Genomic DNA, 16744 nt, shown 5'->3' with positions numbered 1-16744 from the left:
CGGATGCGGGCTCAGCTGTGCCCGCCGCGCCGCTACGAACGACGCTGACCTTGGCGGATGGCAGACGCTTGAGGCCGGCAGCGCCGTGGTCGAAGCGGTCGGCAATCATCCGAATGTCGATATGGGCGCATGGTGGAAGCCAGACGATATCCTCTTCGATCTCTTGCGCGACAAGGAATTGCTAATTCCATACTCGCCGATGTCGCCGGCAAACATATCGCGGACGCCCATCGCCGAGAAGGTCAAGACCAGCAGAAGATCATCTGCGACTTCCTGTCGGGCGAGAACGGTCGCGAGAAAAGCGACAACTGGCTGCCGCGCCGGAGAATTCCCGGCCGAAAACCACACGAAACGCTGCGGCTTCCGCACCGCCGATAATGGGCCGACGCCCGGCCGCTGTTTACCTCCGAATGAGTCCGACATGCCGAGACGGTTCGTCGATAGCCGCGGGTTTGCGCCTATCCGGGGCGCGTTGGCTGCACGTTCCGCCCCCTTGGACCCCGCATCCGGCTCTAAATCCGGCCGCCAAAGCTCGCCCTTGCCAGCGCGCGATTGCCACGCCGAGATGCCTGCTGGGGCTCCCGGTGCACGGGCACATTAATCGATCCCGGCACGGTGTTGAGTGTTCGGAACCCGCTGCACGTTGTTCCGATCGCTTGTTGTGCTCACTCGATCACGCGCCCTGTCTCCACGCGTCTTGAGGACCATTCCCCTGCGGCTGGCTCATTGACCTATGGGCGGTTCCAGCCCGCCCGAAACCTTCGCCACCAGCTTTTTTCCCCGCCGCGTGACGCGGCTTCCTCGCGCCGCTTCGCTTCAAAAAAGCTGCCCGCTCGGGTCCTTCGCTGCCGCTGCGGCCCTGCCGGGTTCGGGCGGTCCGGACGCGCCCATCACGGTCCGCCATCGCAGGGGAATGGTCCCCGGCGACAGCAAAAGGAGACAGGAAAATGACCGCGATCGGTTACGTCAACAAGCAGGAAAACGGCAGCTACAAAGGCCAGCTCAGGACGCTCAGCGTCCGCGCCGACATCGACATCGTGCCCAATCGGAGCAAGTCCGCCGACAACCATCCCGACTTCCGGGTGCTGACGCAGGGGGTCGAGGTCGGCGCGGGCTGGATCCGAACCGGGGAGACTTCCGGCAACGACTATGTGAGCTTGTCCATCGCCGCACCGGAGTTCGGTCCGCGCAAGCTCTACGCCAATCTCGGCCGCGCCGCCGGCCAAGATGATCACGACACCTACGCCGTCATTTGGAACCCGGCCGACTGACCGGCCGGCTCAAGCCCTCGCGCCGCAATTCGGCGCGGGGGTTTCCCGCCGACGCTCGCCCGAAGGGGTGGCGAAAACTCCCACCCGACTCTTCGCCCGTCCCCACGACGACTTCGTTCGCCGATCCTCGCGGTCGCTTGTCCGAAGCGAAACGAGGACCATCATGGACGACGAAAACGACCGCGCGGCCCGCGCCAAGAAGGGCAGTCCGTTTCTGAATACCGCGCAGGCTGCCTTCTATATCGGCCTGTCACAGCGCACCCTGGAAAAGATGCGGCTGACCGGCGGCGGCCCGAAATACCGCAAGCACGGCCGCTATGTCCGCTACCACATCGACGAACTCGACGACTGGTCGAAAGGCCGCCCGCCAGAACCCGGCTCCGACGATGACAAGGGCGGGTCCGGCTCAGCCGACGAGGGAGCCCGCTCATGAGCCAGCGGCCTTCCATCCATCTGATCGGCAGCCGTTTGCGGCACGTTCAGGCGCGCAAGGCAATCGTCATCGCTGCCATTGGCCTGAGCCTGACAGGCTTCACGGCGCTCCCAAAGCCGTCTCCCTTGCTGGTCTGGAACGCCTCGGCTAGCGCGCCGGTCGGTCTCTATCGCGTTGGGTCTGCCACGCCTGCGCGCGGCGATCTTGTGCTCGCCCGCCCGCCTGGCTTCGTTGCCTATCTCGCCGACCAACGCGGTTATCTGCCTCGCAATATACCGCTGGTGAAGCGTCTCGCCGCGCTGCCGGACGAGCATGTCTGCGCCTTCACGAATGCCATCATCATCGGCGACGAGATCGTCGCCCGTCGGCTAAAAATCGACACGCAAGGCCGTCCGCTGCCCTGGTGGAACGGCTGCCGAGCGCTCGCCCATGACGAGGTTTTCCTGCTCGGCAACGCAAAAAATCACTCCTTCGACAGTCGCTATTTCGGGCCGGTGCCGGCCGAAAACATCATCGGGAGGCTGGTGCCGCTATGGACCGAGTGACCCTCCTGATGCTCGGCATGATCGCCCTCGCGCCATGCGCCTGTTCCTCCTCGACCGGCGCTGAGCCAGCCGTCATCTCCCGAAGTCCGCAGCTGCAACGATGGCGGCCCTTCGTATCGGAAGCAAGCGCGCGCTTCCACATTCCCCAGGCCTGGATTTGCGCCGTCATCGAGGCCGAAAGCCGCGGCAAGACCGTCCTCGATGGCCGCCCCATCACCTCCCGCGCCGGCGCCATGGGTCTTATGCAGGTGATGCCCGGCACCTATCAGGAGATGCGCGTCGAGCACGGTCTGGGAGCCGACCCGCACGATCCGCGCGACAACATCTTGGCCGGAACCGCCTATCTCAGCGCCATGTATGAGCGTTTCGGATTCCCGGGCCTGTTTGCCGCCTACAACGCTGGACCCGAGCGCTATGAAGGCCATTTGAAGCTTCGAAGGCCGCTGCCGAAAGAGACCGTTGCCTATCTGAAACAGCTTGAGGCGACGGGGATTTCGGCGGCCGACATGAATGAATTCAAAGGCCAATCCGCGACTTCAAAGGGGCGGAACGCTCTCTGCGGGCGCTCTTTGTTCTTCCGTCGCGAGGGCGTTCGCGCCGGGGAAAGGAATGGCGATCTGTTCGTGCCGCTCGGCAGGGATCTCGCGCGGCCAAAGAAGCCAAATGGCTAGCGATGTTGAGGGCATCCGAGAGGGGCCAAGGGCACAAAAGGCCGGATGCCTAAGGCAAGATAAAGGCACCGCCTCCATGAGGCGGCGAAGCGTTTGTCTGCACATCGTTTTTGCCGGAGGCTGCCGGCGGCGCCAGGAGGGTGGGCCAGCGAGACGCAGGTTTCGCTTGAATTTGCCCGGAGGCTGGTATGCAGGACGATGAGTTCAGGCCGAAGCTCGGCAAGATCGGCTCGCGCGGATCGAAAGCAGGCAAGCGCTATGCCGGCCAGGTCAAGGCAGCGATCAACCGAGCCGGCGGCCGCCTCCAGCGCGGCGGTCGCTTCACGGGGAGCCGGACAGGCCGCGGCGCGGCGGCGGCCGCGCTGCTCAAGTCACGCGACCGGTATGCCGCCTTCCGGCAGCGGCGGGTGATGGTCAAGGCGCGGATTGTGAAGCTGGCCGGCAAGGGTGCGGACGGAGCGCGTGCGCATCTGCGCTACATCCAGCGCGATGGCGTCACCAGGGAAGGCGAACCCGGCAATCTCTATGGCCCCGGCAGTGATCGCATCGACAGTAAGGCCTTCGTCGATCGCGCGGATAGCGACCGGCATCAATTCCGCTTTATCGTCGCACCGGAAGACGGCATTGAGTATGACGACCTCAAGCCGCTGACGCGGCGGCTCATGGCGCAGATGGAGGAGGATCTCGGCACCAGGCTCGACTGGGTTGCCGTCGACCATTTCAACACCGGCCATCCGCACACCCATATCATTGTCCGCGGCAAGGATGATCGCGGCGAAAACCTCGTCATCGCGCGGGAGTATATTTCGAGCGGCATCCGCGAGCGGGCGGCCGAGCTGGTGAGCCTCGACCTCGGTCCCCGCACCGACCGCGAGATTGAACAGCGCTTGCGCCAGGAAATGGAGCAGGAACGCTTCACCAGCATCGACCGGCAGCTGCTGCGCATGCGCGATGAGGACCGACTTGTTTCTACGCACGGCCGCGACGCCTTTCGCCAGACGCTGCATCAAGGCCGTCTGCGCAAGCTCGAGCGGATGGGCTTAGCCGAGGAAGTCGACCCGGTCCGCTGGCGCCTGGATGATGAGCTGGAAGCCACGCTGCGCCGCACCGGCGAACGCGGCGACATCATCAAGACCATGCACCGCGAGCTGACTGGCAAGGGGCTCGCTCGCAGTGCCGCCGATTACCTTGTCCACGATCGACGTGAAGAGCCCTCCCCACCGGTCGTCGGCCGCCTCGTCGCGCGCGGGCTCTTCGACGAAATCAACGATCGGCATTACCTCATCGTCGACGGCGTTGACGGCAAAAGCCATTGGATAGACATCGGCAGAGGCGAGTTGACAGAACCGACGCCCGACGGCTGCATCGTGCGTGTCACATCGAGGGATACCAAGCCCAGGCAAGTCGACCGTACAATCGCCGACATCGCTGCCGCACACGGCGGCCGTTACACCGTCGATATGCACCTCAAGCATGATGCGTTCGCCACCGAAAGCTTTGCCGAGACGCATATCCGCCGGCTGGAGGCGATCCGGCGCTCCACCGGCGGCGTGGAGCGCGAGCCGAACGGCACCTGGATCATCGCGCCGGATCATCTCGATCGTGTCGCGGAATACGAGCGCCTGCGGGCCAGGGTCGAGCCTGTGATCGTCGAGAAGCTCTCTTCAATGCCGCTGGAACGCCAAGTCAGCTTCGAAGGCGCCACCTGGCTCGACCGGAACCTGGTTGCCGAGAGACCGGAGCCGTTGCGCAACTCAGGCTTCGGGCATGAGGTGCGGGAGGCGCATGCCCGTCGGCGGCAGTGGCTGATCGCGCAAGGCCTCGCGCACGAAGAACAGGACCGGGTCGTCTATCGTGCCAACATGATTTCGATCCTGCGCCAGCGCGAGCTGAACCGTGTCGCCGGCCAGCTGTCGGATCAGCTCGGTCTCTCGTATGCCGAAGCGCAGCCTGGAGAACGAATAGAAGGCACACTGCGCCGATCGGTCGAGCTTGCCAGCGGCAAACATGCCGTGATCGAGAAGTCGCGCGAGTTCACGCTCGTGCCATGGAGGCCGGTGCTTGATCGGTACATCGGAAAGGAGGTTTCCGGTGTGGCGCGCGGGGAGGCTATCTCATGGACCCTCGGACGGCAGAGGAGCGGACATAGCGTTTCGTAGTGGCGCGCACATCGCCGCCCGGCGGCAACGAAGAGATCCGCGGGTCTGCTTAGGCGGCGGAAACATCGCTTAGGCGCCCCGGATCACTGAGCCGGTGGCCGTCGCCATGTATTGGGATGCTATGAACCGCTCAAGGTCGCAGCCGTATGTGCAGAGGTTCGTGATTCCGGGCTACATGAAGCAGCGCTACTGAGTGTTCTGGGACAAAAGGGGAATTACGGTTCAAAACAGAGGTGTTCCTTCGCTGCCGAGATCGAACGCCGTGATCGCCGCGCAGTGCTCCGCGACTAGCGTCTGAAAAGCTTCAAAAGCGCGATAGCAGTGGTCCCGCTCGATGGCGAGCAAATTGGCAACCTCATCGAGATTGAGCGGCTCGCTGCCGCCAATACCGTAGCAGATGCGCCCGTCTTCGCCGACGATACGCGTGACCATCGCGCTCATACCGATGAGAAACCGGCTCGAGAAACGATGATTGTAGGCGTTACGGAAGTCCCCGGTGGCCTGCTTGAACGCGCCGCCGGCGATAGGCTCGACGCGGCGCTTGAACGACCGGAATCGTCGCCACCTCCTGCAAATCGGGTCTATATCGTCCAGATAGAGCGCTCGCTCATTCGGGAACTCGTCACGCCACCCTTGCAGATCTTTTGTCCTATTGGCTTGGTGGCACAGATGTCCCGCCGCGAAGGCGAAGCGCGACTTGGTCGCATAAGGCCTCCCGAGAGCGACCGTCCCCAGCGTGTTTATGAACTCATGTGAGACTGCGAGCTTCTCTTTATCGGAGAGTGCGGCCGCGACGCGCGCCCATGCGCGCAGCCGATGCACGTCATGCGTCAGGTCGTTGATGATGTTCGCGAGCTCCGCGGCGTAGTCAGACAGCATGCTGGAATAGGGCATCCAAAACCCGCCGAGCGGATCGGGCAGCGTCCACCAGCGATAGGGCATGAAACGACCGCAGATCTCGCTGAGGTCTAGTTCGTGCCGATAGGCGGTGTAGAGCTGAATTGCCTCTGCAGATTGCTTCTGCGTGAATTCGTCCGGTTCAGGCATTGCGGCCCGCCCAATTGACGACCGACGAGACCAGCTCATCGACTGTGCTGCTTCCGACGCTGATATCGCGGTGCGGTTCGACGCGATGATACTCGCCGAGCGGTGCGGTCCCCGCGGTGAACCCCGTGCGGCGTGCGATGATGTTCTTGGTGCGCCGGTTTTCCTGCCAATAGGTTACGATTGCCCTGTGCTTCGGCTCGTTCGGGCTGCCGGGATGCAGTGCCCGCGCGTCGGGAAAGTGCATGTGGCGATGATGCGCGTGGAGCAGCGTGACATCATAGAGCCGCGCGATGAAGGCCCGCATCTCGTCGACGCTGCCGGAGGTGCCGACATCCTTGCATTCAATGGCTACGCGCGGACGACCTACCGGAATGCCGCCGGCCTTACGGATCTCGGTCCCGACACTGCCGGGCACAATCGAGATGTCGATCTCGTGTGTCGCGGCGCTCCGACCTGCGAATTGAATGCCGTTCCAGATTTCCCACTTCCTTCGGCGGCCCCAGCGAAAGCCGATCACAGTGGCATTGCTTGGCCCCGCCGATGCCGCGGAGACGCCGGTGGGCGCACCGCCGCGTTGAATGAAACGCCGATCGGCATCACCGGGGTGGATGATCGTCCCGTCGGATCGCTGGAGCCAGACGCTGAAGCCCGCGTCTCGTAAGCCGCGCGCGAGGCTGGTCATTACGAATAGCTCGAAGATCCGCCCGGCGCCGGAGGCGTGGTCGAGCGTAGTGACGCGGCCTACGATCGTGTTGAGCGCGGTCTGGACGGCTGGGATCATGTCGTCGCCTGGCCGCGGGCGCGCGTGGTCCACTCCGCCAGCGCAGCATGCAGGGTGGAAAAGTTGTCGCGGGCGCCTGCAACATCGTCACGGCTGCTTTTCCGCTCGCCCTCGAGGTCCAGCAGTACCAATGTCACGTCCTGATCGGTCTTGCCGGATGCCTGTGTCGGTACGTCTTGAGGGTCCTGCCGCTCGATGGTCGCCTCGACGATGAAGTCGAGCGTTTCCAACGACGCCTGCAGCTGTTCGAGCGCCGCGTCGAGCCGCTCTTCGACATAGGCCGCCGCCCATTCTACCTGCTCGTCCGCTGGGATCGGCTTCGGCTCCTCAAGCAGAACGTGCGGCTCGCCGCGGGCTTTGGGTTGGGCATTGCTGCGGACGGACTGGCGCGCCGCCGCGAGCGCTTCTTCGGGTTCATCGGGCAAACGGCCGAGCCGAATTCCTTCGATCAACTCGAAGGCCAACCAGTCCAGCCGGGCTGCCACCAAAGTCTCAATCAATTCGAGCACGCGCGGATCAAGGATCGCCACAACTTTATGCCCCCCAAGCAGATTGATCCCGCAGGTACGAATTTATTCCGGCGGGCACACCGACTGTCGTCGGCGCACCAACTTTCTATGCGGTCCCCATGAATTGTTCTAGCCAAGGGACGACGTTCGACGTCATGCAGAAATTCTCCCCGGTAGGTTCTAGCGTCGGGTCGCTCCTCAACTCAATTTCTTGCCACTCGTTTCGCTGATGTGCCGGTCGAGGGCCCGCAGCGAGTCATCGAAATGCACCGCCCTGAACCAGCCAGGCCCGCGATTGGCAAGCAACTCAAGCTTCACCTGGCCGAGATGCCTACGCTGCCGCTGCCCATCGTATAGCTCGACATAGTCGAGCCAATGCCAGGTCAAGAGTAGTGTCGGGCTCAACGGCAGATGCACGAGGATACCCTGCGCCTGTATCCCATGATCCCCATAGGGAAAGGGATTGGTGAACACGACCGGGTGGTCAGAGATCAAGAAGCGCGCCGAGCCCGCTGGTTCAACCAGGCCCGGCATCAACCGGAGAAACGAATTTCGATGGTTGGTGCGCTTGACGAATGCCTCGATCGAGCCGCGCTTGGCATCGGCGTCAGTCGGCGGTGCCAGGTGCGGGTCGTTCAAATCGGCTCCGAGTTTGTCCAGCAAGTCCCGCATTTCTTCGATGAGGACGCCGGGCGTTTCACGGGCCAATTTTGTTCGTAGCATCTGGACCGTTCGAAGGTCCGCCAGCGCCAATACCTGCTGCTCGCCCATCCATGACAAAGAACGGTGCTCCGCGATCTGGGCGACAATAGCTGCTCCGGCATCATCAACCGCGTCGTACATCGCTTCGAAATTGAGCCGTCCGCCATCCCCGGTGATTGTGTTGAAGTCGTTTTCCGAACCCGCGTCCATGATCGATGACGTGAAGCTCTTGCCGGTCGTCTTGTCGAAGACGTGGATCTGGGTCCGGCCCTCGTCGCGCGCAAAGTGACGGAGTTGCGCCTGAGTTACGTAATGGTGCTTTCTGGAAGGCTTGGATGGTTTCGACATAAATTGACGATAAGCTGCACTTGCATGGCGACCAAGGCGGTCGATGTTGGCCTGGAACGACGGTCGGCAAGATAGCCACCTTTTCACAAATCATGTTTGAAAAACCGCTCGTGACACGGAAACACGAGAACGATTTGTGCGAATCTGTCTAATCATATTGAAATATCCGCGCTAAGAGCGGATAATCAGGCATGGTTCACGATCAACGCTCTGCCCTGTCAGCTCATATCGCAAGCCTGCTTTCCGCAGGACAAGTGGTCTTTACGAGCGAACAGGCGGAACGGGCGCTTGGCGTCGGACGTGGTGCGCTTCTCGATGCGGCCGAGCGCCTTCAGCGACGCAAGGCGCTGATCAGGCCTCGGCAGGGGTTCTATGTCGCGGTGCCCCCGCAGTTCGCCTCCTGGGGTGCGCCGCCGCCCCCATGGTACATCGATGCCCTGATGCGCCACGAACAGCAGCTCTATTATGTCGGCTTGCTGAAGGCGGCGGAACTTCATGGAGCCACGCACCAAGCCGTGATGGAATTCCAGATCGTCACCCCAAAACGCATGCCGAAGATCAAGGCCGGCCGCAATCTGATCGTCTTCTATTACCGCAAAGACATCGCAGCAGTGGTGTCGGGCATCGAAGATCGCAAGACGGATACAGGCAGAATGAAAATATCCTCACCCGCCCTCACGGCGCTCGACCTCCTGCGCTACCCACAGGCTGCGGGCGGGATCGACAACGTCGCGACAGTGCTCACGGACCTTGCCGAAAAGATCGATCCGTCCCAACTCGCCGCGCTGTCCGACGCTGCCGAGCGGCCCGTCGTCCAGCGTCTCGGCCACTTGCTGGAACGACTGGGCCATGCGGATCGCGCCAATCCGATGTACGCTGCGCTGACGGCGCGCGGCGCCACGCCGTGGACGGAGCTCGATCGCGATGAAACGCGCGATCCGGATTTCACGCCAGCGCCGCAGGAGCACGACGATCGTTGGCGTGTGGTCGTGCGCCGCACGCCGGAGGTCGATGAATGATTCCCGCTCAGAACATTGTCGCCTGGGGTAACGTCGTTCCGTGGGCCGATCAGCGTCAGGTCGAGCAGGACCTCATCATCAGCCGCGCGCTCATCGACATCTTCAATGACGATCTCCTGTCCGCTGAACTGCGTTTTCGCGGCGGCACGGCGCTGAACAAGCTGCACTTCCCCGAACCGTTGCGCTATTCGGAGGACATAGATCTCGTCCGAACGACCTCTGGTCCGATAGGGCCGATTCTGGATCAACTGCGTGTGGTTCTCGAGCCGTGGCTCGGCCGCGCACAATTCGATCAAAGCCCAGTTGCGCCCAAATTTCGTTTCCGAGTGGAAGGCGAAGACGGAAGCGGCGTGCCAATTCGCCTCAAGGTCGAAATCAACACGCGCGAAATCGAAGCCTACGATCCGCCCCAAGCGATACCGTTTCAGATGGACAACCCTTGGTTTGCCGGCGGGGCCGCGATTCCTACCTTCTCTCGTGAGGAAATGCTGGCCACGAAGCTGCGGGCTCTCCTGCAACGCGACAAGGGACGTGACCTCTATGATCTCTCCCATGCCCTGGATGTGTTCGCCGGACTTAACGTTGATCGGATCACCGAAATGTTCGGCCTCTATCTTCAGTTTGCCGGCCAAGCGATATCCCGGGCTCAGGCCGAGGAACGGATGTTCGCCAAACTGGCAAATCCGCGGCTGCTGACGGATATGCGGCCATTGCTGTCGGCGGCGCAGGCGGAGGCTTTGTCGGACGATGCCGCCAAGGAGGCGTTCGAGCGCGCATTCGAAGAACTGATTGCAAAAATCGCCGGCGACACCTGGGTTCGAACCGAAGAGATGAAGGAGCGGTACGGGCTAATCGGGCAGTCAATTCCGAACGTCCCATAGCGTCCTCCGTAGAGCGTGATCCGTACGATTGCTGCCGCTATCCGGATTGCCCATCGGCTCGAATCGCCTATGCTGGGCCGTGGCTGATCCGGCCATGCCGTCCACGTTGGCGAAGCCCACGGGCAGGAATGATTTGATGACCCCGTCTGAACCTCTCTCCAAGGTGCGCGGGCCAAGTGGACACGCCGCTGCAAGCACCGCCGGAGCGGTTCCATGCGTATCTACTTTTCCGATCTCGTTCGGCCGAAACAGGCCGCAAAATATCTGGCACGCGCCGCGGCCGAACTCAATTTGGCGACCGTACATGAGGCACTCGCCAGGGCGCTCGGCTACCGGGACTGGCATGAGCTCTCGATCTATATCCAGCCCAACAGTCCCGCGGCAACGGAACGCATCAGTCTCGAAGATGTCTTGCGCATCATTCTCGAGCTGGCTGACACCCTCGCCCTCCCGGAAGCCGAGGTGCAACATGCGGTATCGAGAGCGCGGTTGCTGCGAGCAGCCCCATGGTCGATCGACGAGCACATGGTCCTTCGTACCTCCCTCTGGAGGCAGCGTGTGTTCGGCCCGCCTGGTCGTGGCAAGCCCGGAACCATCGTGAGGGACAAGGCCTATGGTTCCAAGACCCCGGCCTACCTTCGCTATCCCGGCCGTCCAACATACCTGCTTTTCGACACGGGATTTGGTGAGCGGGCCGACTTCGAGGTGGCAACACCGCGCTCCCCACTCCCGGACTTCGTGCCATCACGGATCTGGTTGCCCTACGGGATCTGGAAGCTGAGCGATGGATCGGAAGTCCCGTTCTCGCGCGACTATCTGCCGATGTGGCGCATTTCGAACCATCGAACCGAGCGCATTGCGCCGTGGCTTTGGATCAAAAATATTGTCGAGGAAACGCGTTTCGCCAACTCTGGAACCGCTACATGGGCCTTCCGGCCCGGCGCGCGAAGGGGCGGTCAGCTACTTGCAGAGGCATCACATTTCCGAGTTGCCGCGGCTGACCGACATCATGCCCCACCTCTTCGAGCCCGAGGTTGATTCTTTCCCGGACGGCGTTGCTCGCCTCTATGCCACTCGACCCGGGATCGAGGCCCAGACGCCCTACGCGGAGCTTAACACCCGCATTTTGGTTTAATCGCAGTTTGTTGCCATCGCAAAAAGCAGGGCGGCCTCGAATCTGCTAGGCAGAAGTATTCAGGGGGCAAACCATATGGCTGCAGTCAACAAGAAGAGTAATCCGCCGCTAGAGTCACGTTTCAAATTCGCAGAAGACTCGTTTGCTCGGTTGACGGGAGGATGGGATTCTCACCTGCGCACTGCTGTCGGCACTGCGGACGGCGAGGCGTACCTACTGCGCTTGTTCAAGAAGACGGGCACGGCGCTCGACGATGATCTGCGGGCAATTGTCGCCCGTGGGTTGAGACGGATTCGACGGGTACTTTCTTCTCGTCGTGCTCGAGACGTGCTGGTTGAGGTTCTCGAAGTTGCGGAAGACCAACACGAGCTCGCCATCGTCATGGTCGACCCCGGCAGTCCGATTTCCGGAGCATCACAGCGCCGGAGGGCAAAGGAGGGGCGCTATCTGACGAGCGCAAGTCGTGGGGCCTTCTGGCGGAATATGGTCCGCGTCGCAGAAGCGCTCGCGCTGTGTCACGACGCCGGCATCGTGCACGGCGGCGTCAGCATGCATTCGATATTTTCACACCGAGACGACAGTGCCGATTATCGCCTCGGTGGTGTCGAGGCATGCGTCCACATTTCGGATGGCGATCTCGGAGATTCCGGGCACCTGCTTCGCGCCTCTGCTACGATCTCGTTCCGGCAGGACTGGATCGACCTGGCCGCGGTTGCAGGCGCGCTCCTCGGCCTCGAAGGCGACAACCCTCCGGCGCTTCTGTCCGTGGAACGCCGAATGCTGGAACGGCTGGCCACTCCACCGCAGTTTCAGCTTTTCGATGGCGCTGTAGTTCTCGACGAGCTGCGAAACGTCGTGGTCGAACTCGACAGGGTCGGCTCGAGCTCCGATGGGGAACTGGTTCTCTATCCCTCACGGGGTGTGGTTCAGAGCGATTTGCCGGCCCTTTCTTCGGGCACCATACCCGCGGCCGATGGGGCAGCGATCATGCAGTTTGTTGCCGATGATCTGCTGTCGGCCGGCGTCCGCCTCGTCCCGGCTGGACAGGACACCGCACGCCTCATGACCGATCTCGCGATCTACAATATTCGCCTCATGAGCGACTCCGTCGGAATGATCGAAGGTGCGCACCAGCGTCGTCCAAATGAATGGATGCATGGCGCGGTCGAAATTGTTCATCGAATACACCTGTCAAGAAACAGAACGGGCGCCGAAGAGCGGGTTCAAAACCTCGGACCAGGCGCCAAGCGGTGGCGCGACCTCCTGGAACCCGTCCGGTCCGCCGACGCGACGGCGGACGTTCCAATATGGTTCGCTCTCATCCTCCTCGAAGCTTTCACCCTGCTGAGGGAACAGTTTCGACTCTATCCCGTCGACGTCATCGCCCCAGCCAACGCGGAAGCCAGCGTCGTCTGGCTGGCGCCCCACGATGACGCAGAGCGTGACGCTCAGCGCGAAACGATGGGGTTGCGTCCGGCGGCCGAAGCGCTGAGGCGCGAGTTGAAGTATGACGACGGAAAAGCCAACTGGACGCTGTCACAATCGGCGCGCCTCGCGATGGGCCGCGAGCGCGTGCCTGAACTCAGCTACGAAGGCAGCGGTCTGATTAAGGGGAAAACCGCGTTCGCTTTCGGAACCAATCTGTCGATTCAAGCCGGGCAACGGCTTTTTCTCCGGCCTCGCAAGGACACTGGCGCCGAACGGGCCATCCGACGACGGCTGCAGAATATTGTGGCCGCCAGATCCAATGTCGAGCTTCTGAGGGCTTTGGATGATCCGGCGCAGGTTGCGATGGATGAGGTGTTGCGCGACATCGCGGCACCCGGCCCGCCACCCGCCGACGCCGACATGGAGACGTCCAAGATCGAGGCATGGGGGTCAATCGTCGACGGCAGATCCATCAATGTGGTCGTTGGGCCGCCCGGCGTGGGCAAGACCTTCTTGATCTCACATCTCGTAAAAAGCATCCTTCATCAAACGCCCGATGCTCGAATCCTTGTTTCGTCTCAAAATCATGAGACACTCGTCCACATGGAGGACGAGCTTCGAAAGTTCCTCCCTGCGACCTCCACCATCGTCGTTCGTGTCGAGCGATCGCGCTCCAGCGAGAAAGAGAGCACGCTGAGGCGGAGCTCGCATTCTTTGTTGCGCTCCGTTTCGAAGCCGGACCCGGCCAGCGCTGCAATCATGACGAACCAGCTCAATCAGATCATCCAGGCGCTCAAACCTGTAGATTCGTCTGAGCAGTCGATCGCCGACCGCGCCTTGCGTGACACCGACAATCTGATGCTGCGCTCGTCAGATGTGACGCTTGCAACCACGTCGTCGCATATTCTTGAGGAGATGATCGCCGACGGCGACCAGTTCGACTGGGTCTTTATCGAGGAAGCAGCGCGGGCCAACGGCGCCGAACTGATCGGCGCCCTGCTGCTGGGGAACCGCAGGGTAATGATCGGCGATCACAATCAGCTGTCTCCCTTCGACGCGGCGGATCGCCAGAAGTTCTACGATGCAAGCCGGGCCGGCGAACTCCTGCGTGACGCGAAGGAGAAACTCGCCGCCATCTCCGACCTGCCGAGCGAGGTGGAGTTTGCCCTCGAGACGCTTAAGGCAGATCAGTTTCTGCTCAGCGACGTTCTCGCCATCGCGTCTCGGCTCGAAGAGCCCTTCAGATCGATTGCCGCGCGAGAAGAGATCAGGGCTGGGGACACCGGGCGCCCCAGTACGATCGCCAACACGCTTCGCGAGCAGAGCCGTATGCACCCGGCCATATGCGAGCTGGTTTCCAACACGTTCTACAAGCGGCTGCTGGTTTCCTCCGATCGGGTGAAGGCTCGCAAGCCGGCCGTTGAGTGCGCCGACGGGTTTCCCGCTTCTCCGGTCGTTATTCTGGACATGCCCTCGCTGAGCGTGGTCAAGAGACGCGCATTCGAGCAAACGGTGAAGCGCTCAATTCGCAACGAGGTTGAGGCGACAGCGCTGCTGGCCGCCATGAAGAAGCTGCGGCCCGTCATACGTGAGGGCGCGCCCGTGCCGACGCTCGTGGTGCTGTCTCCGTATACGGCCCAGGTCCATCACCTCGAACGACTGCTCAAGCCTGAGATCGACGTGTCCGCGGGCACCCTCTTCGGCTTCGCCAGCCCGCGAGGCGATGCAAAGTTCGTTTACACCAGCGACAGTTTCCAGGGCGGCGAAGCCGATGTCGTCGTCGCCAGCCTTGTGCGCAACAACGTCCTCGTGGGCACGAGAGCCCTTGGCTTCATCAAGAACCCTCAGCGCCTGAACGTTTTTCTCAGTCGCGCCAAGCACAAGCTCGTTCTCGCAACCAGCCGGCAGTTCATTCGTAATGCAGTAGAGGGGATCGACCCCGACGGGGTGAACGACGAACTCAGCTTTCTGCGGATCATGCTCGATGAAATCACACGCTTGTCCCAGGCCGACTTTCCGTCGGTAGGCAAAGGCGCCTGCGTTATCCCTGTCGATGAACAGGGGAGGCTATCCCAGTGAACAACATCTACATCCCGGCTTGGCACTATCGGGCACCCGGCATCGTGCAGCGGACCTGGGGATGGAGCCCGATCGAGGAAATGATTCTGCTGTCATTGGATCGAAGCCCGGGCACGATCAATGATGTCTCCCAGACGCTCAAGATCCCCCGACAGGTGGTCGGTTCGACCGTCGCCCGTCTCATGCAATTCGGCCTCGTCGAGGTCCGGATGTCACCGCAACCTGTCCTCGCCGCCAGCAGTGTCGGTCATGACTTCATACGGACCGGGCGCGCGCTTCCCGAACGCTCGACCGACCGCGAGATCGGCATCAGCGTCGTCTACGAGAAGGTCGGACTATCCGTTTTCAGGACCAGGGACATTGACACGGTCGCCGTCACCAAACTTCCTGCCACGGGCGCAATCATCAGGTTTCCGGATGGTGAGCCACCCGAGACGCACTACTCGATGATGCAGCGCGTCAACGAATTCATGGTCGGTATGCTCAGGCAAGGCGAATGGCTGCGGGGCGTACAAGCGAACAGCTCCTTCCTGGAGCCGAAATTTCTCGTGCTCGATCTCGACGAGGTGGCCGCCGGCGTGTTTCCGCAAGGGGCGAGCGACCAGCTCGTCGAAGCCCTCAAGACGACGATTAAGACCGGCGTTCTACCGAAAACCACGACCCCGCCGCCGGAGCGCCCCGCAACCATCGAGACCCGATTTGGTGTCGACCAGCTTGTCGTTGGCGCCGAGCAGCACTTGCAGCGTTTCGAGCAGATTGTCGGCGCCGCCACCTCCAACATATTCGTCCTGTCCACTTTCGTGGCCTCGCAGTCCGACGAAAAGGGCAGGGATCGCCGCGAACGCATCGTGCGATCACTAGAGGATGCGTGCAGGCGGGGGGTCAGATGTCACCTCTTCTTCGGCACTTCGCTCGATCGTGCCAAGCACGCCACGGCCATGCAGGAACTCTTTCTCCGCTTGTCCGCCACGAGGCAGACAAGGGGCTATCTCCTGGTGCAGAGGGATCCTGTCGACAGCCATGCGAAGTTCCTCGTAGCCGACGACGGTCACGATGGAGCAGTTGTGCTGATGGGCTCTTGCAATTGGCTCCACTCTCCGTTCTCGGCCGTCGAAGTCTCGGCGGAACTCAGGGAATCCCAGGCGGTGGCGGAGGGGCTGGATCTGCTCCGCGAGATAGTCTCCAAACTTTCCAGTGCCAGCCGATCGGTGGAAGCACTACAGTTCATGGCGTCCGAACTGCGGCGTCAGCGAAACATGCTGTCGACCCCCGAAGACGCACAGGCACCCGCCGCAACATTGACGATCCTGCATGCCGCCGACCACCAACGCCTGCTGCGCGTCGCCGCCCACGATGCGCAACAACGCTTCGTCTGCTGTACGAACAAAGTCGGTGCGAACATGGTGCCGGCGCTCTTCGATCCCGCCGAGGTCGCTGGCCGGCGACTCAGCGACGTCCGCATCTACTATTCGCGCCGTACTGGCCCGGTGAAGCGCAGCCATGTAACGAAGCACCGAGAACGGCTCCACGGGATAGTGGACCTCATCGGTGTGCCCGAACCGCAGCTGCATGCGAAGTTCCTGGCCTGGGACAGTGATCACGTTGTCGTCAGCAGTTTGAACTGGGGCTCGCAGTCAGGTCTTGAGGACAACCCACTGGATGAAATCGGCCTCTATCTGGAGGGCCCGAACTTGGCAACGTCGTTGCTCGATAGATTCGAAGCCGAATGCAGATGA

Annotated in this window: 15 protein-coding genes; 10 read left to right on the top strand and 5 right to left on the bottom strand. The window is 62.0% G+C overall.

Going from position 1 to position 16744, the window contains the following annotated elements:
- Window positions 1-105: 105 nt before the first annotated feature.
- Window positions 106-423 carry a hypothetical protein gene (locus EB815_RS30970; protein ID WP_019856478.1) on the bottom strand — a complete coding sequence of 106 codons (318 nt, stop codon included), beginning with the start codon at window positions 421-423 and terminating at the stop codon, window positions 106-108.
- A gap of 524 nt (window positions 424-947) precedes the next feature.
- Here EB815_RS30970 and EB815_RS30965 point away from each other — a divergent pair.
- The 5 genes from EB815_RS30965 (at window position 948) to rlxS (ending at window position 5079) form a co-directional block, all read left to right on the top strand.
- Complete coding sequence (locus tag EB815_RS30965) at window positions 948-1271, top strand: DUF736 domain-containing protein (RefSeq protein WP_019856479.1); 324 nt, start codon at window positions 948-950, stop codon at window positions 1269-1271.
- Window positions 1272-1434: 163 nt separating this feature from the next.
- Complete coding sequence (locus EB815_RS30960) at window positions 1435-1704, top strand: helix-turn-helix transcriptional regulator (RefSeq protein ID WP_006328932.1); 270 nt, start codon at window positions 1435-1437, stop codon at window positions 1702-1704.
- A complete protein-coding gene (locus EB815_RS30955; RefSeq protein WP_065005190.1) occupies window positions 1701-2249 on the top strand; it encodes a S26 family signal peptidase in 549 nt (182 codons plus the stop codon). Before EB815_RS30960 ends, EB815_RS30955 begins: the two co-directional genes overlap by 4 nt.
- On the top strand, window positions 2237-2920 hold the full coding sequence (locus tag EB815_RS30950) for a lytic transglycosylase domain-containing protein (RefSeq protein ID WP_019856481.1): 684 nt from the start codon (window positions 2237-2239) through the stop codon (window positions 2918-2920). Before EB815_RS30955 ends, EB815_RS30950 begins: the two co-directional genes overlap by 13 nt.
- Before the next feature lie 188 nt (window positions 2921-3108).
- On the top strand, window positions 3109-5079 hold the full coding sequence (rlxS, locus tag EB815_RS30945) for a relaxase/mobilization nuclease RlxS (RefSeq protein WP_065005189.1): 1971 nt from the start codon (window positions 3109-3111) through the stop codon (window positions 5077-5079).
- 222 nt (window positions 5080-5301) lie between these two features.
- Here the strand turns inward: rlxS and EB815_RS30940 are convergent, their stop codons facing one another.
- The 4 genes from EB815_RS30940 to EB815_RS30925 form a co-directional block, all read right to left on the bottom strand.
- The gene (locus EB815_RS30940) at window positions 5302-6126 is read right to left on the bottom strand and encodes an integrase (protein ID WP_245303336.1); all 825 of its coding nucleotides are present in this window, start codon (window positions 6124-6126) and stop codon (window positions 5302-5304) included.
- Complete coding sequence (locus EB815_RS30935; RefSeq protein WP_065141595.1) at window positions 6119-6907, bottom strand: hypothetical protein; 789 nt, start codon at window positions 6905-6907, stop codon at window positions 6119-6121. Before EB815_RS30935 ends, EB815_RS30940 begins: the two co-directional genes overlap by 8 nt.
- Window positions 6904-7437 carry a hypothetical protein gene (locus EB815_RS30930; protein ID WP_064987345.1) on the bottom strand — a complete coding sequence of 178 codons (534 nt, stop codon included), beginning with the start codon at window positions 7435-7437 and terminating at the stop codon, window positions 6904-6906. The genes EB815_RS30935 and EB815_RS30930 overlap by 4 nt, the downstream gene beginning before the upstream one ends.
- Before the next feature lie 177 nt (window positions 7438-7614).
- Window positions 7615-8466 carry a DUF4238 domain-containing protein gene (locus EB815_RS30925; RefSeq protein ID WP_065005188.1) on the bottom strand — a complete coding sequence of 284 codons (852 nt, stop codon included), beginning with the start codon at window positions 8464-8466 and terminating at the stop codon, window positions 7615-7617.
- Between the two features lie 191 nt (window positions 8467-8657).
- Here EB815_RS30925 and EB815_RS30920 point away from each other — a divergent pair, with 191 nt between their 5' ends.
- The 5 genes from EB815_RS30920 to EB815_RS30900 all read left to right on the top strand — a co-directional run bounded on the left by EB815_RS30920 (window position 8658) and on the right by EB815_RS30900 (window position 16744).
- Window positions 8658-9485: a type IV toxin-antitoxin system AbiEi family antitoxin domain-containing protein gene (locus EB815_RS30920; protein WP_064987347.1), complete on the top strand. Its 828-nt coding sequence runs from the start codon at window positions 8658-8660 to the stop codon at window positions 9483-9485.
- Window positions 9482-10366, top strand: coding sequence for a nucleotidyl transferase AbiEii/AbiGii toxin family protein (locus EB815_RS30915; protein WP_065005187.1), 885 nt, complete (start codon window positions 9482-9484; stop codon window positions 10364-10366). The genes EB815_RS30920 and EB815_RS30915 overlap by 4 nt, the downstream gene beginning before the upstream one ends.
- 213 nt (window positions 10367-10579) lie before the next feature.
- Window positions 10580-11404 (top strand): hypothetical protein, encoded by an 825-nt coding sequence (locus tag EB815_RS30910; protein ID WP_244277775.1) that lies wholly within the window; start codon window positions 10580-10582, stop codon window positions 11402-11404.
- A gap of 172 nt (window positions 11405-11576) precedes the next feature.
- Window positions 11577-15008: a DEAD/DEAH box helicase gene (locus EB815_RS30905; protein ID WP_432430891.1), complete on the top strand. Its 3432-nt coding sequence runs from the start codon at window positions 11577-11579 to the stop codon at window positions 15006-15008.
- Window positions 15005-16744, top strand: coding sequence for a phospholipase D-like domain-containing protein (locus tag EB815_RS30900; protein WP_065005186.1), 1740 nt, complete (start codon window positions 15005-15007; stop codon window positions 16742-16744). The genes EB815_RS30905 and EB815_RS30900 overlap by 4 nt, the downstream gene beginning before the upstream one ends.

The sequence above is a fragment of the Mesorhizobium loti genome (assembly GCF_013170705.1).
GTDB classification, from domain to species: domain Bacteria; phylum Pseudomonadota; class Alphaproteobacteria; order Rhizobiales; family Rhizobiaceae; genus Mesorhizobium; species Mesorhizobium loti_D.
The sequence above is the reverse complement of the archived record's forward strand: the minus strand, read 5'-3'. Positions and strand labels throughout refer to the sequence as shown.